Source organism: Xanthomonas sp. CFBP 8151, from assembly GCF_011761885.1.
Taxonomy (GTDB): Bacteria; Pseudomonadota; Gammaproteobacteria; order Xanthomonadales; family Xanthomonadaceae; genus Xanthomonas; species Xanthomonas arboricola_B.
The window spans coordinates 1,742,374-1,766,178 of the sequence record NZ_JAASQZ010000001.1 but is presented as its reverse complement, the minus strand read 5'-3'; the positions used below and the strand labels follow the sequence as shown (position 1 = coordinate 1,766,178).

At 63.5% G+C, this 23,805-nt stretch carries 20 protein-coding genes; 5 read left to right on the top strand and 15 right to left on the bottom strand.

Annotation, left to right across the window (positions count from 1 at the left end):
* Positions 1 to 323: 323 nt before the first annotated feature.
* Together FHT08_RS07470 and FHT08_RS07465 are read right to left on the bottom strand one after the other, a co-directional pair.
* On the bottom strand, positions 324 to 2,690 hold the full coding sequence (locus FHT08_RS07470; protein WP_166774709.1) for a Tex family protein: 2,367 nt from the start codon (positions 2,688 to 2,690) through the stop codon (positions 324 to 326).
* 250 nt (positions 2,691 to 2,940) lie between these two features.
* Complete coding sequence (locus tag FHT08_RS07465; RefSeq protein ID WP_016904406.1) at positions 2,941 to 3,168, bottom strand: hypothetical protein; 228 nt, start codon at positions 3,166 to 3,168, stop codon at positions 2,941 to 2,943.
* A gap of 192 nt (positions 3,169 to 3,360) precedes the next feature.
* Between FHT08_RS07465 and FHT08_RS07460 the strand changes: the two genes are divergently transcribed.
* The gene (locus FHT08_RS07460; protein WP_166774708.1) at positions 3,361 to 4,572 is read left to right on the top strand and encodes an FAD-dependent oxidoreductase; all 1,212 of its coding nucleotides are present in this window, start codon (positions 3,361 to 3,363) and stop codon (positions 4,570 to 4,572) included.
* Here the strand turns inward: FHT08_RS07460 and FHT08_RS07455 are convergent.
* The 5 genes from FHT08_RS07455 to FHT08_RS07435 all read right to left on the bottom strand — a co-directional run bounded on the left by FHT08_RS07455 (position 4,530) and on the right by FHT08_RS07435 (position 8,258).
* Positions 4,530 to 5,045 (bottom strand): hypothetical protein, encoded by a 516-nt coding sequence (locus FHT08_RS07455; protein ID WP_104537238.1) that lies wholly within the window; start codon positions 5,043 to 5,045, stop codon positions 4,530 to 4,532. The two genes, FHT08_RS07460 and FHT08_RS07455, sit on opposite strands and share 43 nt — an antisense overlap.
* Complete coding sequence (locus tag FHT08_RS07450; RefSeq protein ID WP_104537237.1) at positions 5,015 to 5,215, bottom strand: PspC domain-containing protein; 201 nt, start codon at positions 5,213 to 5,215, stop codon at positions 5,015 to 5,017. The genes FHT08_RS07455 and FHT08_RS07450 overlap by 31 nt, the downstream gene beginning before the upstream one ends.
* A 103-nt stretch (positions 5,216 to 5,318) precedes the next feature.
* Positions 5,319 to 6,395, bottom strand: coding sequence for a class III poly(R)-hydroxyalkanoic acid synthase subunit PhaC (locus FHT08_RS07445; RefSeq protein ID WP_104604689.1), 1,077 nt, complete (start codon positions 6,393 to 6,395; stop codon positions 5,319 to 5,321).
* Positions 6,392 to 7,540 (bottom strand): class III poly(R)-hydroxyalkanoic acid synthase subunit PhaE, encoded by a 1,149-nt coding sequence (gene phaE / locus FHT08_RS07440; protein WP_166774792.1) that lies wholly within the window; start codon positions 7,538 to 7,540, stop codon positions 6,392 to 6,394. Before phaE ends, FHT08_RS07445 begins: the two co-directional genes overlap by 4 nt.
* 55 nt (positions 7,541 to 7,595) lie before the next feature.
* Complete coding sequence (locus tag FHT08_RS07435) at positions 7,596 to 8,258, bottom strand: CDP-alcohol phosphatidyltransferase family protein (RefSeq protein ID WP_181126269.1); 663 nt, start codon at positions 8,256 to 8,258, stop codon at positions 7,596 to 7,598.
* A gap of 82 nt (positions 8,259 to 8,340) precedes the next feature.
* On the opposite strand from FHT08_RS07435, the gene FHT08_RS07430 reads away from it, so the two are divergent.
* Positions 8,341 to 9,102 (top strand): 3-hydroxybutyrate dehydrogenase, encoded by a 762-nt coding sequence (locus FHT08_RS07430; protein WP_104537880.1) that lies wholly within the window; start codon positions 8,341 to 8,343, stop codon positions 9,100 to 9,102.
* 323 nt (positions 9,103 to 9,425) lie between these two features.
* Here FHT08_RS07430 and FHT08_RS07425 read toward each other — a convergent pair whose 3' ends face one another.
* The 3 genes from FHT08_RS07425 to FHT08_RS07415 all read right to left on the bottom strand — a co-directional run bounded on the left by FHT08_RS07425 (position 9,426) and on the right by FHT08_RS07415 (position 11,508).
* On the bottom strand, positions 9,426 to 9,914 hold the full coding sequence (locus FHT08_RS07425) for an 8-oxo-dGTP diphosphatase (protein WP_104537234.1): 489 nt from the start codon (positions 9,912 to 9,914) through the stop codon (positions 9,426 to 9,428).
* A gap of 64 nt (positions 9,915 to 9,978) precedes the next feature.
* The gene (locus FHT08_RS07420) at positions 9,979 to 10,488 is read right to left on the bottom strand and encodes a DUF1249 domain-containing protein (protein WP_104537233.1); all 510 of its coding nucleotides are present in this window, start codon (positions 10,486 to 10,488) and stop codon (positions 9,979 to 9,981) included.
* A gap of 198 nt (positions 10,489 to 10,686) precedes the next feature.
* A complete protein-coding gene (locus tag FHT08_RS07415) occupies positions 10,687 to 11,508 on the bottom strand; it encodes a pyruvate, water dikinase regulatory protein (protein ID WP_104537232.1) in 822 nt (273 codons plus the stop codon).
* 142 nt (positions 11,509 to 11,650) lie between these two features.
* On the opposite strand from FHT08_RS07415, the gene ppsA reads away from it, so the two are divergent.
* On the top strand, positions 11,651 to 14,029 hold the full coding sequence (gene ppsA, locus FHT08_RS07410) for a phosphoenolpyruvate synthase (RefSeq protein ID WP_104537231.1): 2,379 nt from the start codon (positions 11,651 to 11,653) through the stop codon (positions 14,027 to 14,029).
* On the top strand, positions 14,029 to 14,994 hold the full coding sequence (locus FHT08_RS07405; protein WP_104537230.1) for a mechanosensitive ion channel domain-containing protein: 966 nt from the start codon (positions 14,029 to 14,031) through the stop codon (positions 14,992 to 14,994). Before ppsA ends, FHT08_RS07405 begins: the two co-directional genes overlap by 1 nt.
* Before the next feature lie 196 nt (positions 14,995 to 15,190).
* Here the strand turns inward: FHT08_RS07405 and orn are convergent, their stop codons facing one another.
* From orn to mntR, 3 genes are all read right to left on the bottom strand, one after another.
* On the bottom strand, positions 15,191 to 15,775 hold the full coding sequence (gene orn, locus FHT08_RS07400; protein WP_104537879.1) for an oligoribonuclease: 585 nt from the start codon (positions 15,773 to 15,775) through the stop codon (positions 15,191 to 15,193).
* 70 nt (positions 15,776 to 15,845) lie between these two features.
* Positions 15,846 to 16,361, bottom strand: coding sequence for a tRNA adenosine(34) deaminase TadA (gene tadA / locus FHT08_RS07395; protein ID WP_166774706.1), 516 nt, complete (start codon positions 16,359 to 16,361; stop codon positions 15,846 to 15,848).
* Positions 16,358 to 16,825 (bottom strand): manganese-binding transcriptional regulator MntR, encoded by a 468-nt coding sequence (gene mntR / locus FHT08_RS07390; protein WP_024939187.1) that lies wholly within the window; start codon positions 16,823 to 16,825, stop codon positions 16,358 to 16,360. The genes tadA and mntR overlap by 4 nt, the downstream gene beginning before the upstream one ends.
* A gap of 145 nt (positions 16,826 to 16,970) precedes the next feature.
* Here mntR and FHT08_RS07385 point away from each other — a divergent pair, with 145 nt between their 5' ends.
* Positions 16,971 to 18,317 carry an Nramp family divalent metal transporter gene (locus FHT08_RS07385; RefSeq protein WP_166774705.1) on the top strand — a complete coding sequence of 449 codons (1,347 nt, stop codon included), beginning with the start codon at positions 16,971 to 16,973 and terminating at the stop codon, positions 18,315 to 18,317.
* 402 nt (positions 18,318 to 18,719) lie between these two features.
* On the opposite strand, the gene FHT08_RS07380 is transcribed toward FHT08_RS07385, so the two are convergent.
* Positions 18,720 to 20,489 (bottom strand): hypothetical protein, encoded by a 1,770-nt coding sequence (locus tag FHT08_RS07380; protein ID WP_166774704.1) that lies wholly within the window; start codon positions 20,487 to 20,489, stop codon positions 18,720 to 18,722.
* 123 nt (positions 20,490 to 20,612) lie between these two features.
* Positions 20,613 to 23,735, bottom strand: a complete 3,123-nt coding sequence (locus FHT08_RS07375) for a hypothetical protein (RefSeq protein WP_166774703.1) — start codon at positions 23,733 to 23,735, stop codon at positions 20,613 to 20,615.
* Between the last annotated feature and the right edge of the window lie 70 nt (positions 23,736 to 23,805).

Below are 23,805 nucleotides of genomic sequence, written 5' to 3'. Positions count from 1 at the left end.
CATCCCGACTGGTCCTTGCCCGCCCACCGTCGCGGGACCTTATGCGGCATGGATGCCGCGCAAGCGCCTACACGGACGTCCTTGCGGCGTGTCCTGCGACGGTGGGCGGGCAAGGGCCCTGCAGCAATGCCTCAGATCAGTCGCTTGACGACTGATCGTATCTGCATAAGCGCACCGCGATGGTCGGAGTGCACGGACCCCGCGGCCAAGTTGTAGATCAGCCTGCCCAAGCGCGATCCAATCGCAGCAGCGGACCCGCCGCCTTGCGAACGGGTCTATCTACACTGCCCAGCCACGCCAGGGCAGCCGCCTGGCACGCTGGCTCAGCTGCGCTTGGCGCGTGCGAACGCCGCGGCCAGCGCGTTGTCGGCCGGCGGCGCAGTGGTACGCGGCTTGCCGTTGCCCTGCGCCGGGCCACGCCCACCGCCACCATCGCGCCGGCCCTGCCCCGGGCCGCCGTTGCCGCGCTGATCGCGCGATTGGGCCGCGCCATCGGCTGGCGGTGGCGTATCGGACAGACGGCAGGTCAGTGCGATGCGTTTGCGCGCCACGTCCACTTCCAGCACCTTGACCTTGACGATGTCGCCGGCCTTGACCACATCGCGCGGATCCTTGACGAAGGTGTCCGACAACGCGGAGATGTGCACCAGACCATCCTGATGCACGCCGATATCGACGAACGCACCGAATGCGGCCACATTGCTGACCACGCCTTCGAGCACCATGCCGGGCGTGAGGTGCTTGATGTCCTCGATACCTTCGGCGAACTGTGCCGCCTTGAACTCGGGGCGCGGATCGCGGCCGGGTTTTTCCAGCTCCTTGAGGATGTCGCGCACGGTCGGTACACCGAACTGTTCGTCGGTGAACAGCTCCGGCTTGAGTCCGCGCAGAAAGCCACCGTCGCCCAGCAAGGCCTTGATCGGCCTGCCGGTGCTGCCGACGATGCGCTCGACCACCGGATAGGCTTCCGGATGCACCGCCGACACATCCAGCGGCTCGTCGCCATCGGCGATGCGCAGGAAACCGGCGCATTGCTCGAAGGTCTTGTCGCCCAGACGCGGCACCTTGAGCAGGTCCTTGCGGCGCTTGAACGGACCGTTGTCGTCGCGATGGCGCACGATGTTCTCCGCCACCGTGCTCGACAGCCCCGACACGCGCGACAGCAGCGCTGCCGACGCGGTATTGACGTACACGCCGACCGCATTGACGCAGTCTTCCACGCGCGCCTCCAGCGCCTTGGCCAACCGATACTGGTCCACATCGTGCTGGTACTGGCCCACACCGATCGCCTTGGGCTCGATCTTGACCAGTTCGGCCAGCGGATCCTGCAGGCGCCTTGCGATCGACACCGCACCGCGCAGCGACACGTCCAGGTTGGGGAACTCCCTGGCGGCGAACTCGGACGCCGAATACACCGACGCACCGGCTTCGCTGACCACGATCTTCTGCAACTTGCTCGCCCCGCACAGCGCGATCGCCTCCCCGGCGAGCTTGTCGGTCTCGCGGCTGGCGGTGCCATTGCCGATCGCGATCAGCTCCACGTTGTGCTGCAGGCACAGCTTCCTGATCGTCTGCAGCGACTGGTCCCATTGCCGCTTGGGCTCATGCGGGTAGATCGTCTCGGTGGCCACCAGCTTGCCGGTGGCATCGACCACGGCGATCTTGCAGCCGGTGCGGATACCGGGGTCGAGCCCCAGCACCACGCGTGGGCCGGCCGGCGCGGCCAGCATCAGGTCCTTGAGGTTGTCGCCGAACACGGCGATCGCCTCGGCCTCGGCCTTCTCGCGCGCCTGGTTGAACAGATCCAGCAGCAGATGCATGTGCAGCTTGGCGCGCCAGGTCAGACGGCAGGCATCCAGCAACCAGCGATCGGCCGGGCGGTTCTGGTTGGAGATGCCGGCATTGCGCGCCACACGGCCCTCGGCGTATTGATGGCCGGCCTCGGCATCGTTGCCCGGCTCCAGATCCAGATACAGGAATTCCTCGCGGCGCGCGCGAAACAGCGCCAACAAGCGGTGCGAGGGAATCTTGGACAGCGACTCGGCATGATCGAAGTAATCGCGGTACTTGGCGCCGGCCTCCTCCTTGCCCTCGGCAACGCGCGCGCGGATCACGCCGTTGTCGTTCAACCAGCTGCGCAGCTCGCCCACCAAGGCGGCATCTTCGCCCCAGCGCTCCATCAGGATGGCGCGTGCGCCCTCCAGCGCCGCCTTGATGTCGGCCACGCCCTTGTCTGCATCAATGTACGGTGCAGCAGCGACTTCCGGCGCCTGGTTCGGGTCGGCCAGCAGGCCGTCGGCCAGCGGCTCCAGGCCGGCCTCGCGCGCAATCTGCGCACGCGTGCGGCGTTTGGGCTTGTAAGGCAGGTACAGGTCTTCCAGCCGCGACTTGGTGTCGGCCGCCACGATCTCCCCGCGCAATTCGTCGTTGAGTTTGCCCTGCTCGCCGATGCTGGACAGGATCGCGGCGCGGCGCTCTTCCAGCTCGCGCAGATAGGTCAGGCGCGTTTCCAGATTGCGGAGCTGAGTATCGTCCAGCCCGCCGGTGACTTCCTTGCGGTAGCGCGCAATGAATGGAACGCTGGCGCCTTCGTCGAGAAGGGCGATGGCGGCACGCGCCTGGGCGGGTTGGGCACCGATCTCGTCGGCGATGGTGCGGGCGATTTGCTGGGCAAGCTGGCTGTCGTGCATGGCGGCGCGGCCGGAGCCGCTTCACTGAAAAAAGCATTTTCGCAGTGCTGGGCCGCTGCGGGAACCCGTTGACAGGATCGCCCTAAGCCTATGCCGACGCGTCTTTCGACATGTACAGACCCAACGGACGGTCGTCAGGCACGCAGGCGTGGATGGTGCGGAGGAATCTGAGTCCAGGAACGGTACATCCGGTACCGGATGCCTGGCACGCCCAGCTGGCAACAGGCGCAGCCCTCTGAGTGGCCGCTCTTTAGCTGGCGCGACCTGCGTAATGGGTCGCCGCGCGCTCGACCAGGATGCTTTCGTGCAGGGATTCCAACGCCATCACACGGATCTTTCCGACGTCCTTCAACGGCACCATGCGCTCGACATAGATCTCCGGGCCGGCGTCGGTCATCGCACGCGACTTGCTGAACCCGTAAGGCACAACGCCTTTGTCGCCATCTTTGCTGCCACCGACGTACAGAACGATCGACATGCCCACACCCTCGTTAACAACTGTGACTACGTTAGTGGCGCGAGCATAACGACCGTGCCGTGAGGAGCTTTCCACGCACGTTAACGCCGGCTGTTTGCGGTTTGGTGACGGCTGGATCCCCTCGCCGGTCTGCACGACCGCTTCACCCCGCCTGCCCGTCCAATTGCGCTCCGCCCGCACCTACGAAACCGCATGGACCTCAAAAGTGGCTACCCGTTCTGGTCGATCCGCAACGGTTTGATGCGCGCCTATCCGCGTCTGGAGCAGGACACCGATTGCGAGGTGGCCATCGTCGGTGGCGGTGTCACCGCCGCCCTGATCGCGCACGAGCTGCTCAAGCACGGGCACGAGGTGGTGGTGGTCGAGCAACGCGAGATCGGCTGGGGCAGCACCTCGGCCAGCACTGCCCTGCTGCAGTACGAAATCGACACGCCGATGATCGATCTGGCCAATCAATACGGCATGCCGGCCGCCGCGCTGGCATACGCCGCGTGCGCGCAAGCCATCCTCGACCTGCAAGGCCTTTGCAATACGCTGGGCGGCTGCGACTTCAGCCGTCAGGACAGTCTCTACTACGCCAGCCGGTCGCGGGATCTCGACGACCTGCGCGGCGAACTGGACATGCGAAAAGCCCACGGTCTTCCGGTCGAATGGATCGGGCGCGCGCCGTTGTGGCAGAACTACGGCGTGCGCTCCGAGGGCGCGATCCTCAGCCGTCTGGCCGCCAGCGTCGACCCCTATCGGCTGTGCTACCGCTTGTTTGCAGAAGGCGAACAATACGGTGCGCGCATCTACGATCGCACCACGATCGCCACCCTCACACCCCACGACCGGCATGTCGAGTTGCGTACCCGGGACGGGGTCGCGCTGCGCGCCCGGCATGTCGTCATGGCCGCAGGCTACGGAAACCAACAGTGGCTGTCGCAGCGCGTGGCACGCAATCGCAGCAGCTACGCATTCGTGACCGATCCCCTGCACGACGGCGAGATGGGCGCGCTCAAGCACACCATGATGTGGGAAACCGCGCGCCCCTATCTCTACCTGCGCAGCACGCCGGATGGACGCGTGGTGGCTGGCGGCGAAGACGACAATATCGATCTCCCCGCACGTCGCGATGCACGTGTCACGAGCAAGCTTAAGACGCTGCTGAAGAAGATCCACCAGACGATGCCGGACATATGCCTGCGTCCGGCATTCGCCTGGGGCGGCACCTTCGCCGAAACCGCCGATGGACTACCGTTCTTCGGCCCACATCCCGAACATGGGCCGCGGGTGTCGTTCGCGATGGCTTACGGCGGCAACGGCATCACCTACAGCGCGATCGGCGCGGGGCTGCTGCGCGCGCAACTGGAAGGCAGGCCTCACCCGTTGTCGGAACTGTTCGGTTTTTCGCGATTACGCTGAAGTCCCCACGGCCACCAGCCGTGGCCATGCATCGCATACGCATCGGCGGCCCGTTCCAGCGGGTTGCGTACATGGATGCCGCCGCACAGGAAATACACCGGCAAGAACAGCGGGCCAAGCAGCATGTACTGGTAGACATGCGCACGCTCGTGGTCGCCCAGGCGCACCGGCGGGTGCCGACAACGCCCGGCGGCATGCGCATACGTGCTGCATTGCAGATCGAGCGAGGCGCCCTTGAGCAGGATCACGTTGCCCAGCGTCATCGCCCCGCCCGGTCCCCATGGCCAGGCATGGAACACCAAGGCGAGTTCCTCACCGGACCAGCGCGGACGCGCGCCAAAGCAGCTTCCCGTGGCACCGATCGCAAGACCGAGCAAGGTGTTGGGCAGCGTCCACAACGCGCCCAGCACCTGCACGGCAGACCACCGGCGCCGGCCGGGCGTCAATCGGCCTGGTTGGGGATCAGCAGCCACAGGATCAGATAGACCAGGATGCCGGGAAACGCGGCCGAAGCGATCGACACGATCACGAACAGGATCCGTAACAGCGTGGAGCTCCAGCCGAACCGGCGCGCGATGCCGCCGATAACGCCGGCGATCATGCGATCGTTGAGGGAACGGGACAATGCGGTGGTCGTGGCCATGGAAGGCTCCTTCGAACGTGATGCCCAGTCTAAAAAGCGCAGCGACAGCGCGTCGTGATGGCTGCGGCTGCTTGTCCCAGGTGCAGCGCAACGCGAAGTCGCATTACGCGTTGCCGCCACGCTCCTGCAACCAGCGGTGGATCGCCACCGGCACCTCGCGCTGCGCACGTCCGGAAACATAGATGCCGATATGCCCGCCGCGGAAACTCAGCTCGGTGTAGTCGTCGCTGCCGACCAAACCGCGCAATGCACGCGAGGCGTCGGGCGGTACCAGATGATCGTGTTCGGCGTAGATGTTGAGCACCGGCATGTCCACCGCCCGCAGATCGACCGCCTCCCCGCCGATGCGCACCTGCCCGCTCACCAGCCCATTGCGCTGATAGAACTGGGTGACGAACTCGCGGAAGGCCTCGCCGGCCAGATCGGGCGAATCAAAGATCCACTTCTCCATGCGCAGGAAATCTTCCAGTGCCTGCTTGTCGTCGAGGATGTCGAGCAAGCCCACGTACTTCTGCAGGTTCAGCCGGAACGGCTTGAGCATCAGGTAACTGGCGTTCATCAGATCCGCCGGCACGTTGCCCATGGTGTCCACGAACAGATCCACATCGACCATGCGCGCCCAGTTGGAGAGCATGTTGTCGGGGGTGTGGAAATCCACCGGCGTCACCATGGTGATCAGGTTGCGTACCTTCGGCCGCTGCAGCGCCGCATAGCACAGCGCAAACGTGCCGCCTTGGCAGATGCCGAGCACATCGACCGCCTCCAGCCCGGACTGCGCGCGCAGGTGATCCACCGCGCCATCGATGTAACGCAGCAGATAGTCCTCCAACGTGAGGTAACGCTCGGAACGGTCCGGGTAGCCCCAATCCAGCACGTAGACGTCCTGGCCGTGGCCCAGCAGGCCCTTGACCAGCGAGCGGTCGGCCTGCAGATCGACCATGTAGGGGCGGTTGACCAGCGCGTAGACGATCAGCAGCGGCGTCCTGGCCACCGGCGCCTGCTCGCCGACAAAGCGGTACAGCACCACCTTGCCGTCGCGCCAGATTTCCTCGCGCTCGGTCACGCCGTAATCCACGTCTTCCACGCCGGGCAGCAGCTTGAGCCCTTCGCGCAGCTTGCGCTGCATCGACAAGGTTTCCTGCATCAGGTCTTCGGCGCTGAATCCCAACGGGCCTTTCATGCCTGCGCTCCACGTGACTTGCGTGCGGCCGGCGTGCCGGCGGATGTGCCGGCGGATGGCCTGGAGGCGGCGCCTTTGGCCGCCTTTGTGTTCTTGGCTGGGGCGGTTTTCGCTGACGGTTTCCTGGCCGACTTGGTCGCCGCTGGCGGCTTGGACGCGGCCTCCGCCCTGGCGGCCGGCGCAACCGGATCAGCCGCCGCCGCGGGCTTGCCGGACGGGCTGGTGGCGGCGCGCAGCATGCGCCGCACCGCACGCTCCAGCTCGGCAATGCGGCGGTGCGCGGCGTCCATCTCCGAACGCGTCGGCATCCCGAAACGCTCGCTCAACTGCTCCACCTCTTCCTGCAGCGCGGCGCGCAAGCGCATATGCGCGTTGGCGAAGCCGCCGTAGACCTCGCGAAACTGATCGGACAAGGCGACATCGGCATACGACTCCTCGGCGGCCTCGATCCACAGGTCGAACAAGGCACGCGCACTGGTCAACTGACTACCGCTGCTTTCGTGCTCGCCCAGCTTGGAGGCAAACCGCCCGAACGCCTGTTCGATGGCCGACTTGAGTTGTTCGCCATAGGCCTGCGACTGCACCTGGTAGTCCTGCTGCGCACGGGCCAGCGTCTGCAGGCGGGCCTGGTGATTGCGGTTCACGCCGAACGCCGGCATGTCCAGCCACGGCGCGTTTTCTTCCCGCCACTTCGCCAAGGCCTGCGCGGCGTCCTGCAGCCACGGGTCGAAGCCGCCCGGGCTGCCGCCACGCAGCGAGCCCAGCGTCCACTGCATCAGCTGCTCACCCTGCCCCTGCACGGCACGCCGCCAGGCCTCGGAGACTTCGTTGGCCGAAGTGTCGCGCCCGGCAAACTGCGCGGCCACCTGCTGCATGGTGCCGAACCAGTCGCCGGCCTGATGACGGAAGCGGTCGATCGCCTCCTGCGCCTGCGGTGCGGCCTGGGTGGGCAGCAGTTGCGACCACCAGTCCATCGCCTTGCGCCAATCCTGCGGTGGCTCGGTGCCCGGCCCCGTCCCGGGAACGGCGCCAGGCTGCGCAGCGTGGCCGGATTGGCCGTGGCGCAAGGCATCTCCCCAGGCGCTCCAGTACTGGCGCGCCTTGTCTTCGAAGTTGCCGTTGTCCGAACCGCTGGTTGCCATGATCCCCTTCCCGTGACTGTCCGCCAGCCATCCTACCGCGTGTGCCCGGCTGTACCGCTCAGGGTTTGGGGATGCGCAGCGTCTTGCTGATCATCAGCGAGCCGGACACCGCAAACAGCAGCACCAACGGATGAAACTGCCACGGTCCGAGCTGCCACTGCCCCCACCACAAGTTCTGGCCGATATGGCCGCTGCTGGCGGCCACCGCCAGCAGGATCACCAGCAGCAGACTGGTGGGAATCGGGGTGCCTTCGAAATACGGCACCTTGTCGGCTGCGCCGGCGATCTCTTCGGCGGTCACGTTGTAGCGCGCCAGCCGGCTGACGCCGCAGCAGACGAAATAGCTCAGCACCAGCCAGTCCCAGCCGCCACGCATGCCGCAGGCATAGCCCAGCGCTGCCGGCGCCACCCCGAACGAGATCACATCGGCCAGCGAATCCAGCTCGCGGCCCAGGGTCGAGGACGCCTTGCGCCAGCGCGCCACGTGCCCGTCCAGCGCATCGAACACGAACGCCAGCGGGATCAGCGCCATGCCCAGCAGCAGGTCGCCGCGATAGCCCTCCTGCAGGAAGCGCATCGACGCAAACACCGCGCCGGTGCCGCAGAAGGCGTTGGCCAGGGTGAACCAGTCCGCGAGTTGGAAATCGCGCAGCATCGAGAAATGGCGTTTCATGCGCAGCCTGAGGTGATCGAGGCGCAAAGGGTAACGCGCGCACGCCATGCAGGCGACCGTTTCGCGCTATCGGCTAGGCTGGCGATCAGCGTGGCCGCTCCGGCCGGGCACGATCGACGACGAGGACGGCATGAAGCGCAGCATCCTGATCACCGGCGCAGGCAGTGGCATCGGCGCCGGCGTCGCCACCGAACTGGCTGCCGACGGCCACCATCTGATTGTCAGCGATATGGACCTGGCGGCAGCCGAACGCACGGCGCAGAGCCTGCGCGACGCCGGTTGCTCGGCCGAAGCGCTGGCGCTGGACGTGACCGATGACCACAGCATCGCGCAGGCCTTGGTGCGGGCAACGCGTGCGCCGCAGGTGCTGGTCAACAACGCCGGGCTGCAGCAGGTTGCCGCGCTGGAAGATTTCCCGATGCAGCGCTGGGCCTTGCTGGTGGACGTGATGCTGACCGGCGCCGCCCGGCTTAGCCGTGCGGTCCTGCCCGGCATGCGCGCGGCCGGCTATGGGCGCATCGTCAACATCGGCAGCATCCACTCGCTGGTCGCCAGCCCTTACAAGAGTGCGTATGTCGCCGCCAAGCACGGCCTGGTCGGCCTGGCCAAGGTCATCGCACTGGAAACCGCCGACTGCGACATCACCGCCAACACGCTATGCCCCAGCTATGTGCGCACTCCGCTGGTGGAGCGCCAGATCGCCGACCAGGCGCGCACGCGCGGCATTGCCGAAGAGGCGGTGATCCACGATGTGATGCTCAAGCCGATGCCCAAGGGCGTCTTCATCGACTACGACGAACTCGCCGGCACGGTCGCGTTCCTGATCTCGCATGCCGCGCGCAACATCACCGGGCAGGCGATCGCCATCGATGGCGGCTGGACTGCGCAATAAGCACGGCTGGCGAAATTTTCACCAGCCGACGTGACCGCCTTGCGCCGTAAGGCGCGCGCGCAGTTGTCCACAGACTTGCGCAGGATTCATCCACAGCGGGTGTGGAGAAATGCACGAAGCAGAATGCAGCCGGCATGCCGCCACAGCGTGCAGCGCCGGCTTGCGCTTGCGCTGGCTAATCCGACCGCGTGCGCATTGCCGGCAGCAGACCGAACGCGATCAGCGACGGGAGGCAAAGCGGAAGTTTGCTACTTCGGTGATCGCGCCAGCCAGCAGCAACAGCCGCGCTCGCCTGGGCGGCGGCGCAGTCCCTCAATCCCCGCTCAGATGCGCGAATACGTCCACGATTGCATGCGCCCGTCGCGATACGGCATCACGCCATGAAACGGACGCGGGTCGCCATCAAAGACCAGAGGCAGGAAATTGCGGTCGCCCTCCCACATCGGCACCTGGTCCATGCGGTCGATTGCCACCCATTCCAGCGTGCCTTCCGGGTTGGAGGCCTGCGGCTCGCCTTTGAAGCTGCGGATCAGGAACACGAAGCCCAGCCAGTCCTCGCCGTGCTTGCCGAAGCCCGGCCAGCTGATGGTGCCGCGCAGTTGCATGTCGCCACACTCCACGCCGGCCTCTTCGCGAATCTCGCGGCGCATGCCGGCCAGCACGTCTTCGTCCGCTTCCACCTTGCCGCCGAGCCCGTTGTACTTGCCCAGGTGCTGATCGCCGGGGCGGGCATTGCGATGGATCATCAATACCTGCGTGCCGTCGGGCGACAACAGGTAACCGAGCGTGGCGACGATGGGGGTGTAGGGCATGGCGGGCGCGCTAGAATCGAGCGCATCAGTATGACCGATGCCGCGCAAACGACGCGACGCAGCCTCAGCCGACGGCGGCGTGCGAGCCGGGGCGCGGTGGCGCGACGTTGTCGGTATCCAAACGCAAGGTGGCCACGCCATGACCGCGCTCGGCCAGATAGTCCAACCACTTGCCCAGGAATGTGTTCATGCGCATGCGGTGGCTGATCAGTTCGGCCGGCGGCGGGAACATGCCCATCACGTCCTGCCAGCGACGGCCGACGTAGCAATGGGTGGTCTCGGCTTGGCGGGCATCGCGGTACAGGCGCACATAGGCCGACGGGTCCGGCTCGCCGGTCACCGGGTCGCACAGGTCGTAGGTCAGCCGCAGCTCGACCGTGTAACGGTGACATTCGATCACGTCCAGACGCAGGTCCAGGCCATCGCCGATCGACGACACATAGGAGCCGGGAGCGAGGTCGGCCGGTGCGAACAGCCGCGTCAGGTGCTGGAAGTTCTCTGCGTACAAGCCCATCAGCCAGCCGAACCGGCTCAACTTGGGGATGCGTTCGAGTTTACTCAGTGCTTGCGCCATGAACCGATCCTACACGCTGCGCTGCCACACGGGCAGCATTGACGACCAGCCATGGGCAGGCCTAACTTGGCGGAGCACTGCTCCGCCCGCTTTGTTTGCCTGAAGCTTGCCAACGGACCGCAGGACCTCACGGCCACCCGGATCCTGAACGCGCCATGCGCGTGTGCAATCCCCAATCCCGCCACACCAATCCCCACCTCAAAACATCTCGCGCTGCAGCCCCAGGGTGGACAACACCTTGCTGGAAATTTCCTCGATCGAGGTATTGGTGGTGCTCAGGGTCGGAATGCGCTCCATCTGGAACATGCGCTCGGCGGTGGACACCTCGCGCCGGCAGGTCTCTGCCGCGCTGTAACGCGAATTGGCGCGCCGCTCCTGGCGGATCTGCTGCAGCCGCTCAGGATCGATGGTCAGGCCGAACAACTTGCTGCGGTAATTTCGCAGGCGCGGCGGCAGACGCTCGCTTTCCAGGTCTTCCTCGGTCAACGGATAGTTGGCGGCGCGGATGCCGTAATGCAAGGCCAGGTAGATGCAGGTCGGCGTCTTGCCGGCACGCGATACCGCCACCAGGATCACGTCGGCCTCGTCGTAACTGAGTGCGATGCCGTCATCGTGGCTCAGCGCGAAATTCATTGCGTTGATGCGGCGGTGGTAGGTCTCGAAGTCCACCATGCCGTGCGCACGCCCTACGCGCGAATGCCGCGGCGCGTTGAGCTCGCGCTCCAACGGTTCGATGAAGGGCGCGAACACATCCAGCATCAAGGCGCCGCTTTCGGCGAGGATCATGCTCAACTGGGGATCGACGCAGGAATTGACCACCACCGGGCGCACCTGGTACCGCTCGCCTGCCGCGCGCACCCGAAGTGCCGCATCGCGTGCTTTTTCTGCATCGTCAATGAACGACATGCGGTCAGTCACGAAGTTGAACCCGCTGAACTGCGTGAGCAGGCTATGCCCAATCGTTTCAGCGGTGATACCGGTTCCATCGGAGACGTAGAACACCGGTCGAATTGTTGACATCAAGACCACCTCTTTGAACTGGTGTCCAAAACTTACGGGTTCATGCTTGTGCAGATTCCGCTGTGCACTGCATCATAGCGGCTTCTTCCTACGGACGCGGCCATCCAGCCCGCTCGGGCGATGGCCATACGGAGCATCGCGCTTGAACGAGAATATCCTGTGGTTGCATGAGCTACGCCTGGCCGACCTGGCCCGCGTAGGCGGTAAGAATTCCTCGCTCGGCGAGATGATCGGCAACCTGGCCGGACTTGGCGTCTCGGTTCCCGGTGGATATGCGACCACTGCCGAAGCTTTCAAGGACTTCATCGCGCATAACGATCTGTCCAAGCGCATCTTCGACAAGCTGGCAACGCTGGACGTCGAAGATGTCACCGCCCTCACCGTGGCCGGCAAGGAGATCCGCGACTGGGTGATCGATGCGCCGCTGCATCCGGAACTGGACCGCGATATCCGCACCGCGTATGCGCAGCTGTGCGCGGAAAACGGTGGGGGCGAGGTGGCCGTGGCGGTGCGTTCTTCCGCAACCGCCGAAGACCTACCCGATGCCTCGTTCGCCGGCCAGCAGGAAACCTTCCTCAATGTGACCGGTGCCGACGATGTCGTGCACAAGGTCAAGGAAGTGTTCGCCAGCCTCTACAACGACCGCGCGATCGCCTACCGCGTGCATCATGGCTTCAAGCACGAAGACGTGTTCCTGTCGGCCGGCGTGCAGTTGATGGTGCGCTCGGGCGTCGGTGCGGCCGGCGTGCTGTTCACGCTGGACACCGAATCGGGCTTCCGCGACGTGGTGTTTGTCACCTCCAGCTTCGGCCTGGGGGAGATGGTCGTGCAGGGCGCGGTCAACCCGGACGAGTTCTACGTCTACAAGCCCACGCTGACCGCAGGCAAGCCGGCGATCCTGCGCCGCTCGCTCGGCAGCAAGGCGATCCGCATGGTGTACTCGGATGTGCCCGGCGAACGCGTGCGCACCGAGGACACCCCGGTGGAACTACGCAGCACCTTCTCGATCAGCGACGAAGATGTGCAAGAGCTTTCCAAGCAGGCGCTGGTGATCGAAAAGCATTACGGCCGCCCGATGGATATCGAGTGGGCCAAGGACGGTGTCAGCGGCAAGCTGTTCATCGTGCAGGCGCGTCCGGAAACCGTGAAGTCGCGCAGCCATGCCACCCAGATCGAGCGGTTCTCGCTGGAAGCCAAGGACGCCAAGATCCTGGTCGAAGGCCGTGCGGTGGGCGCCAAGATCGGCAGCGGTGTGGCACGCGTGGTGCGCTCGCTGGACGACATGAATCGCGTGCAGGCCGGCGACGTGTTGATCGCCGACATGACCGATCCCGATTGGGAGCCGGTGATGAAGCGTGCCTCGGCCATCGTCACCAACCGCGGCGGCCGCACCTGCCACGCGGCGATCATCGCGCGCGAACTCGGCGTACCGGCCGTGGTCGGCTCGGGCAATGCCACCGATGTGATCAGCGATGGCCAGGAAGTGACGGTAAGCTGCGCCGAAGGCGACACCGGCTTCATCTACGATGGTCTGCTGCCATTCGAGCGCACCACCACCGACCTGGGCAACATGCCGCCTGCCCCGCTCAAGATCATGATGAATGTGGCCAACCCGGAGCGTGCGTTCGACTTCGGCCAGCTGCCCAACGCCGGCATCGGCCTGGCGCGTCTGGAAATGATCATCGCCGCGCATATCGGCATCCATCCAAACGCGTTGCTGGAATACGACAAACAGGACGCCGACGTCCGCAAGAAGATCGACGCCAAGACCGCCGGCTACGGCGATCCGGTGAGCTTCTACGTCAATCGCCTGGCCGAAGGCATCGCGACGCTGACCGCCTCGGTGGCGCCGAATACGGTGATCGTGCGCCTGTCGGACTTCAAGTCCAACGAGTACGCCAACCTGATCGGCGGCTCGCGTTACGAGCCACATGAAGAGAACCCGATGATCGGCTTTCGCGGCGCCAGCCGCTATGTCGATCCGTCCTTCACCAAGGCCTTCTCGCTGGAGTGCAAGGCGGTGCTGAAGGTGCGCAACGAGATGGGCCTGGACAACCTTTGGGTGATGATCCCGTTCGTACGCACGCTGGAAGAAGGCCGCAAGGTGATCGAGGTGCTGGAGCAGAACGGACTCAAGCAGGGCGAGAACGGCCTGAAGATCATCATGATGTGCGAACTGCCGTCCAATGCGCTGCTGGCCGACGAATTCCTGGAGATCTTCGACGGCTTCTCGATCGGCTCCAACGATTTGACCCAGCTGACCCTGGGCCTGGACCGCGATTCGTCGATCGTGGCGCACCTGTTCGACGAGCGGAATCCGGCGGTCAAGAAGCTGCTGTCGATGGCGATCAAGTCGGCGCGCGCCAAGGGCAAGTATGTGGGTATCTGTGGCCAGGGTCCTTCGGATCATCCGGAACTGGCCGAGTGGCTGATGCAGGAAGGGATCGAGTCGGTGTCGCTGAATCCTGACACCGTGGTCGACACCTGGCTGCGTCTGGCCAAGTTGAAGAGCGAGAGCTGATGGGCATGTTGGGGGCGGTGTCGGCGGCGGCTGCGGGAGCAGTCGCCGCAAGGCCGGTGGTGGCCAAGGCCACGGAACCGGCGTTCAACTGGGCCAACATCCCGTGGGCGCAATACGCGCTCAACTGGGGGTTGGCCCTGCTGATCCTGGTGGTCGGCATGTGGCTGGCCAAGCAACTCAGCCAGTGGCTGCACCGTGCGCTGACCCGCGCCCGCGTCGAGATCACCCTGACCAACTTCCTGCGCAACGTGTTGTATGCGTTGTTGCTGGTGCTGGTCTTCGTCAGTGCGTTGAGCAAGATCGGCGTGCCGCCGACCTCGCTGATCGCAGTGCTGGGTGCGGCCGGTCTGGCAGTCGGTCTGGCGTTGAAGGATTCGCTGTCCAACATCGCTGCAGGCGTGATGCTGATCGTGCTGCGGCCGATGCGTGATGGTGACCATGTGGTGATTGCCGGCCAGGAAGGCATTGTGGATGAAATCCGGATCTTCCAGACCCGGATCCGCTCGTTCGACGAACGCATGATCACCTTGCCCAACAGCACCATCACCACCTCACCGATCGTCAACTACAGCACCCTGCCCAACCGGCGCCTGGAAGTGACGGTGGGTGTGGGCTACGAAGACGACCTGAAGAAAGCCCAGCAACTACTGCTGCAGATTGCCAAGGACAATCCCAACATCCTGGAGTCGCCGGCGCCGTTTGTGCAGGTCACCAATCTGGGCGAGAGCACGGTCGATCTGATGTTGTTTGCCTATGCGACCAACGGCAATTTCGGCGCAGCCAAGAGCACCACGCTGGAACAGATCCGCAATCAGCTACTCGAAAACGGACTCAATATTCCGTATCCGCAGCGCGACCTGCACGTGTATCACCACGATGCCGACGGCAAGCCCATTTCGGATCTGTTGCTGAAAGGCATCGCCGACGATGGCGATTTGAGCAAGGGACCGCCGTTGGCGCGCTGATGCACTCAATGGCGTGATGGAAAAGCAGAAGGCCGCATCGAACGATGCGGCCTTTTTTTTGGATGCGTTGCCACCGAGTGGCGTCTAGCCTGCGCGGTCGGCGGCCATTGTTGCCTGATGCACGCCTTCGCCTCGTACGCGACTGGACGCCGGCGACACGCCTACGGCGTGCAATGCCGCCGTAACCGACCAGCACTCAACCCTGCACGTCGGCCTGGGAATCGCCGCCCAACGCGCCCATGAACTGACGGTAGTGGCGCAGCTCGTCGATCGAATCGCGCACATCGCTCAAGGCGGTGTGGGCCGAGCTCTTGGCAAAACCGCTGGCCACCGTCGGCGCCCAACGCCGTGCCAGCTCCTTGATGGTGGACACGTCCAGGTTGCGGTAGTGGAAGTAGCGCTCCAGGCGCGACATCTGGCGGTGCAGGAAGCGGCGGTCCTGGCAGATCGAGTTGCCGCACATCGGCGAGGCGCCGGCGCGGATCCACTCGCTCAGGAAGGCTACCGTCTGCGCTTCGGCCTGGGCGTGGGTGACCTGGCTGTCGAGCACGCGCTGCCACAGCCCCGAACGGCGGTGTTGATTGCGGTTCCACTCGTCCATGGCTTCCAGCGTGGCCAGCGGGTGGGCGATGGCCAGTTCCGGCCCTTCGGCAAGCACGTTCAACTGCGCATCGGTCACGATGGTGGCGATCTCGATGATGGAATCGCGATCGGTATCCAGGCCGGTCATTTCCAGATCGATCCAGATCAGTCGGTCGTTGCCTGCAAGGGTGTCTGCCATGTCGCCGTCCTGTGGAGGGCCGTCGCCGGCCGGATGCTGAAGGGCGCGCATCATACCGCGGCCGCGCCGCTCAGGGCGCAAGGGGTGGCTTGCCGCGCTTGGCCCTGAAGTAATTGGTCAGCCGCAGACCCGCCTCGGCGGCCAGTACGCCACCGCTGACCTGCACGCGGTGGTTGTGGCGCGGATCGGCGGGCAGGTCGAACACGCTGCCGCAGGCGCCGGTCTTGGGGTCGCTGGCGGCGAACACCACCCGCGCGATGCGTGCGTGGACCATCGCCATCGCGCACATCGCGCACGGCTCCAGCGTGACATACAGCGTGCAGCCGAGCAGCCGGTGGTTGGCCAGGCGGCGGCCGCCTTCACGCATGGCCATGATCTCGGCATGTGCGCTGGGATCGTGGCTGGCGATATTGAAGTTCCAGCCCTCGCCCAGCACCGTGCCTCCGGCATCGATCAGCAGCGCGCCGACCGGGATCTCGTCAAAGTCGCGTTCGGCACGCTCGGCCAGTTGCAGGGCGCGTTGCATCCACTGTTGGTCGATAAGCGCCTGCGCCGCGTCGACCGCGGTCTCCACCGGCATGCTCACGCGGCGCTGCCGCCCTGGCGATCCAGGAACGCGGCGAATGCCGCCACGGTGGCTTCGCTGACATGGTGCTCGATGCCTTCGGCGTCGCGGCGCGCGGTGGCCTCGTCGATGCCCAGGGCGAGCAGGAAACGTTCGACGATCTGATGGCGCTGCCGGCTGGACGCCGCCAGCGCCTCGCCGGCCGGGGTCAGGAACACCCCGCGGTACGGGCGCTGCACCACCCAGCCGTCGCGCACCAGCCGCTTGAGCATCTTGGCCACGGTCGGCTGCGCCACGCCCAGGCGCGCGGCGATATCGACCTGACGCGCCTCGCCGCCGTCGACCAGCAGGTCGGAGATCAGCTCCACATAGTCCTCGACCAGCTCGGCGCGGCGCGCTTCGCGCACTTGACGGAAGCTCTCCATATGCACCTGTGCGTCGATCAGCGCCGGCGCGGCTGCTTCCAGCTTTTCGCTCTTGCCCACCCTCATCCTCGTCATCACGTCCGGCGCGACTGCCGGGATGCGTAGTTTGAAGCACGCAGCCGATCATTACGATTTAGATTGCCAATGCTCAACAGCATAGCAGTTGCTATATCATCGGTACGAACCTCAGCCAGCCTGCTTCCGCATGTCCGTCGATTTCCATCCTCACGCAGCCTCGCCCCTCCCCTCGCCGGCCGCGGCCATTGGCGGGCTGGGCGATCACCACGCCAGCATCGCCGTGCCCAAGGGCGGCCCCTGGTGGTTCCGGCTGCTGGCGTTTCTGGGTCCGGGCTACATGGTGTCGGTCGGGTACATGGACCCGGGCAACTGGGCCACGGACCTGGCCGGCGGCTCGCAGTTCGGCTATCTGCTGCTGTCGGTGATCCTGCTGTCCAACCTGATGGCGATCGTGCTGCAGAGCCTGTCGGCGCGGCTGGGCATCGCGACCGGGCTGGACCTGGCACAGGCCTGCCAGGCACGTTACCCGCGCGGGGTGAACCGGGCGCTGTGGGGCATCTGCGAACTGGCCATCATCGCCTGCGATCTGGCCGAAGTGATCGGCACCGCCATCGCATTGAAGCTGTTGTTCGGCATTCCGCTGACCATGGGCGCCATCATCACCGCGGTGGATGTGGTGCTGGTGCTGTTGCTGATGAACCGCGGCTTCCGCGCGCTGGAAGCGTTCGTAATCGCACTGCTGTTGATCATCTCCGTGTGCTTCGGCATCCAGATCGCGCTGGCGGCACCGCCGATCGCAGCCGTGCTGGGCGGCTTCATTCCGCGTGCGCAGGTGGTCACCGACCCGCATGCGCTGTATCTGGCGATCGGCATCATCGGTGCGACGGTGATGCCGCATAACCTGTACCTGCATTCGTCGATCGTGCAGACACGTGCGTACCCCCGCACCGATGTGGGTCGCAGGTCGGCACTGCGCTGGGCAGTGACCGACAGCACCGTGGCGTTGATGTTCGCGCTGTTCATCAACGCCTCGATCCTGATCCTGGCGGCGGCGGTGTTCCATGCGCAGGGCCGCACCGACGTGCAGGAAATCGAACAAGCCCATGCCCTGCTCGCGCCGATGCTGGGCATGGGCCTGGCATCGACGTTGTTTGCGGTGGCGCTGCTGGCCTCCGGCATCAATTCCACCGTCACTGCCACGCTGGCCGGGCAGATCGTGATGGAAGGCTTTCTGCAGCTGCGGCTGCCGCCGTGGCTGCGCCGTCTGCTGACGCGCGGCATCGCGATCGTGCCGGTGGTGATCGTGACCGGGCTGTATGGCGAGGCCGGTACCGCGCGGTTGTTGGTACTGAGCCAGGTGGTGCTGTCGATGCAGCTGCCGTTTGCGGTAATCCCGTTGGTGCGCTTCGTGTCGGATCGCGACTTGATGGGTGCACTGGTGGCACCGCCATGGCTGGTGCGCATCGCCTGGGTCATCGCGGCGGTGATCGTCGGCTTGAACCTGAAGCTGCTGTGGGATATCGCGCTGCATTGACGCGATGCAAGGAGCGAGGCCATGTCCGCTGAACTCCGTTCGCCAACCGACGCGCTGCGCGAACGCGAGGCGCTGGTACTGCAGGAGCGTCCGGCTCGTTCAACGTCACCGAAATGCACCACCCCTGCATCAACAGCGCCTTGCGGCGCCGTTGTCGTTCAACTCACTCCCACTCGATCATCAACAAGCCACGCAGACCCGCGTGGCTTAAGGGATTTTCAGTGATCGACATGAGCCTCTACCGTCGCTCTTACCGTCAGAAGCGCAGTTCTTTTGCTGGCGCGGGAGATGGAGCGATTTTTTGCGGGGCGACGACTCTAGGCAACGGCATCATCGATCACGTAGCAAGAATACAGGAGACGGCGAGGCCTTGTCCCCTCCCCTGATTTTTTGCCGGTCAGCCTACACTCGCCTTAACAACTTCTCGATAGCGGCGGCCACTGCTCCCAAGGCGTTGATGACGCCGTCCAACACGAAATCGAGTGCCCGTCCGTAGCCTGCGTTGACGTTAGCTGTATCGAAGCCAAGCCGCCGCAAGGTCGTCAAGCACTGCTCCACTGCCTCGTGCGCATCGGCGATTCTGAGATCGTTGTTCAAGAACAAGGGGGCTATGGCTTCATTGCGATCGTTCCAACCCTCTGGTTCTTTGCCTGAGGCAAAGGCATCGCCCGCCTCCTCGTGAGCATTCAGCCTTTCGATGATGTTCAGAAGAGCCTGCAGCAACCGAACGCTTCCCAGCTCCTTGACAGCTCCCTTCGGACACCCAGTTCGCTCCAACAATGACTTGAGGTGGCCGTTTGGAACGCGCTGCCACACCTCGTGCAAGCCTTTGCAGCGAGCGAGGAACATCTGCTGCGTCATGCTCAGCGGAGCAACCTGGGCCAACCGACCGAGCGCCGGATAGGCCAGCCAACCATTAGCTGCCACCTCTGCACGATCAAAGCCGGTCAGCTCTACTGCTGACTTGTTCAATCCCACGGTTGCACCGAGCGCGGAAAGGCCATCGCCCAATCGTAGAAGCACATCGAGCAGCCGCTGCACCTTGGCGACCACATGCTCTTCTTCCAGATCCACGTGCGCCAAGTCGGCCGGATCGATCGCAAATGATCGAGCATGCACGATTTCGCGATCTGGCTTTGGCTTATACAACTCGCGCATCGGCACTTGAATGAGATTTCTTCCGACTCGCCGGCATTCAGTAAAACTCCACTGCCCCCGGTACGATGGGCTACAGGACCATCTATCCCAGACATGAGCTGGCGTCGAGTCGTAGAAAACACTCTGTTCGTACTTCTCGAGAAACCGATCGTTAAGATAGACCGGGTCGTGTCCCACCAAGGCGTTCGCGCGCGCGTGAGTCATGGGCTCAGCATCGCCAGGCCACTGAATGCCTTCAGCGGTCTGCTCTGGACAGAGATCTGGCATCACCGCCTCGACCGAAGCCCATAGCTGAAGCAGAAGCCTGCCCCTGTGCTCGCGGATGTCCAATTCATGCCAAGCGACCCCTTCGGCGGGCTTGCGAACTACATGAGACTCTCCTCCCATGATTGCGCGGACTTCCGGGACGTCTGGTAGTAAGGCTGAGTAGTAGAAGATCCGCACGCCCCGAGCGACACGCAGCCAAAGGTAGCGACGAAGGTACTCATTCGACATGCGCCAACTGACTGATCTCTTCAAGCTCCAGTGATAGTCACTGGACACCTCTCCCTCTGCCACACCAATCTCTGGGAGGCCCAGGTCGTCGTAGACCAGACGTTGCTGATCATTCCCGACACAACGGGGTGTCAATCCAAGCGTCATCCAGACTTTCTCAGCTAGATTGAAGGTGTAGAAAGAGCCATTACCCCACGCCGCAACAATGTAGTCATACCCCGATATTGACGGAGAAAAATTGGCGGAGCAGCCACGCTTATCACCTGCAGGAACGGAATATTCGACTACACCATTGGCGGCTTCAGATGGAACTTCTATGGGCCCCTCATCCAGCCCGGGAACCACTGCCATTAGCAGATGTAGGTGTTCGGCTTGCTCCCCATGTGGATCGGATTCGTGCATGGAGGCCACCTCCACGACTTGGTCTGGCGACAGGCCGACAGGCTCCAGCAGGCCGCGCAGCCTTGGGGGCAGTACGTGAGCCGGGATGGGAAATGCTGCTAGATAGTCGAACGGCATGATTCTTCTTGGGAGGTCCCGATAGTGGTCAAGAAATAGAAGCTTTGCTGTCGTGGTTCCTCGCCCGCCGGCAACATGACATCACGTCACCGAAGCCCCATCGTTAGGCAACGGCACAACGGGTCATTCATTCCTGTCACTCAAGTCAATCGGCTCAAGAATCTTTGCAGCCGGTACAGACTGACGGGGAAAGTCGTGCCGCAGTTGGCGTGCAAGCTCGCCAACTGCATCACCGCGATCCAACGCATGGTGGACCAGCAAAGAAGCAACCTGCCGCGCCTGCGCCTTTGCGCCAGGCTCACGACTGTTCTCCCGACCGCGAAGCGCGTCACGCCAGCCCAGCTTTGCCCTTTTTACATCGATTTGATCTAGCACCCGAGTTAGGCCACTAGCCTCAACCTGCGCGAGAAGGCGTAGAAACAATAGTCCTTCATTGTAGAAAGTGGGGCTGGGCTGCGACAACGCCTCCGCCAACCCACCGTAGTGCGGTTCGAGTAAAGCGGAAACTAGTGTTGGCTCCGACTGAACCATCCTCGCTAGGACTAATGCTCCCAGTTGCCAATCGACGTGGCCCCAATGGCAGAGCGCAATGCGCTTGCCCGCCGCTATATGACGTAGCGCGCTAGCAGGAGCGATCGCTGCGAGATGTGTCGACATGCTGACGATACGCGGTTCATTGCATGTAACCATCGCTTGGATTGCGAGTCTCGCCGCAGGTACGGCGTACGCGACCCCGAGCAGCATTCTTGCATCGCCAATATTTTCCGCCCAATCTGGGCCTATCGCTTGGTCGATCTCGCCCCAATCGAGTGCTAATACCGTCGCCTCGAACTGCTTTGGCGATGCCCTATGCATGAAGCTAAGAAGCCCTGCGGCTGCCTGGAAGTTTCGTTGCGTGCTGCGAGACAAACTGATTGCGAGATCCTTCGGCGTCCAGCACCCGCAGATCTTTCGCCCTACCTGCCGCATTCGCCGAGAAGGTGCCAACTTGCCTACATAGATGTGAAGCGGATCGTAGAGCCGCAACGCGTTCCACACGATATCGCGCAGTTCGCCGAACGCGTCTTGCGGAGCGGCACGTAGTCGATCGGCGATGGCCGGGATCAGTGCTTCGATCAGCGTGAACCCGAATTCTGGTTCGAAGTAGCAGAAATGCTCGCAAAAATCGGCGACGACCGACAGGTAGGCGTCCTGCGGCCAGGTTGACACGATACGATGGCACGCGTCGTGGTCGACGTGTTCAAGATAGCGGGCCTTCCACACACCATCCCTGCCAGCACCCATCGTCGAAAGCAAATCGGCGATCTCACCAGCATGCAACGGGGCTGCGACACTAATCGCCGTCGCCAATGTGCGTGGATCGGCTAGCGCGACGATGCTTTCGCCAAGTGCCCTATTGGTATTGAGCACATGATTAATCACGCGGCCAATCGCATAGCATGCGCCTTCGGGCGCCGCCTGTATCCACTCTGCAAGAGTTTCCTTGTGATCGGCAATCACGTTCATCTCTTCGGGCAGATAGCCATGCAAGTTGCTGAGTAACCAACAGGCATGCCGAATGCCGAGTGGTTCTGTCGCTACCCAGCAGCGTTCTAGAACGGGAGTAAGCCATGCCGGCTGCACAAGACGACGCCACATACCGTATTCGCCAGCAGACGAAAGTTCGCCAAGCAGCACGCTCAGGCCGCCGAGCGGCATCTCAACGTCGGCGAGCACTGTTCTGAGCATAGTGGCAATCGTCTGGCGCTCTTCGGCTGTCTGACCGTCCAGAATACGTGCAAGGAGGACGCTAGCGAGACGCTGATGTGGACAGCGAAGATCATCGACACTTAGTAAAAATCGTTGCGCTACAAGCCAAGCAATCGCGGCATTGCCATCAGAGTTCGGCAACGCGTCCCCGACTAATTGCAGCAACGCTTCGCGCGAACAGTGCGCATCACGTGCCGCCAACTGGCGAATTGCCGCAGCGGCGAGCACCAAGTCCGCTCTTGCTGCACGCGCAGAACTTGCCAATGCACTCGCTCGCCGCCATCCTCCTCCGAGGATGAAACAAAATTGCCACGGATAGAGCGCTTGCTCTGCAGCCTGCTCAAGGCGCAGATCGAGCAGCTCATCTCCTGGACGATCGCCGACCCGATCATCGGCGCGACGAACAGCGGCAAGCGTCGCTTCGGGGGAAGCCCGCAAACCCTCCGCAATAACCCGGACCGCGCGCTTAGCATCAAGCTGGATGGCGCCCGGAAAGCCGCCCTTGTCTTCGGAAATCGTGTACGCGCTCAACACCCATCGCGATGCGGTGGCCCGCTCTTCCAACTCACTAAGCAATGCGGGGCGAGTCAGATGTGCGTCATCAACGATGTAGAGGGTCGGTTTTGGGCTCTCGTCAAAAGGTGGCACCTTTCCAATCGGGTCAGCTAATCGTAGAACCCGCCAGCCGCGACCATGCATTTGGCGTGCCACTTGAAGGATTGAGATTGATTTCCCAGCTCCAGGCACACCCGCCAGTCGAGCAGATCCGGCGCGCTCCAAGTCAGCAGTCAGCAGAGCTACCTCCGGAAGGGTGGGACAAGCCGCGACATCTGCGGGCCCGAGTGAACGCCCCATCAGTGCAGGCCCAAGATCACGTGCCGTTTCGAACTGAACCTCGGACCACGCAGACGCCTCAATATCGACTGCTGCTGACCGTGGCGCGAACGCAATGAGGCTCCGTCGGATCTGATCGAGTTCGTCGGCTCCCGGTAGCGCACGCAGCGCTGCCATGATTTTTGGCAAATCGCCTGCATGCTCGGGATAGATTTCTTCGACCACTGCCTGATGACTGGACAGCAGCGCTTGAATCGTGTCCCATCCAATAGCAACGACGGGGAATTTCCCTTCCTTCACGCGCTGCTCGGACACGAGTCGAGCATGTTCTTGGATTCGTGCGTCGTTGGGCGCTGTGGTAGCAAACGTCCAATGCCCAAGCGTTGGTTTGAACTTCTCCGCCTTGGCGAGTTCTGCATTGAACTCCAGGATAGTCGCTTTGGCTCCGTAGCCTTCGTTCTTCCCTTTGCACTGCACGCCAAAATTTTTGCCGGGTGTAGCCTCCGGCGTTCCATAGACATCAACACCGTGCTGTTGTTGGCCAGACCGGCCGTTCTTTTGCGCGAGGGGCGTCCTCCACACTGCGGCAAACAGTGCGCGAGTCAAATCTTCGAATTTCTCCCACGACTTTGGCGGGGGAATCTGCTTGTCAATAAAGTCCATTGCACAGGTCACTCTGTTGGTGCTCTGAAGGAAATCGCTGCGTCACTGCAGTCGATTCTTCGACTACATG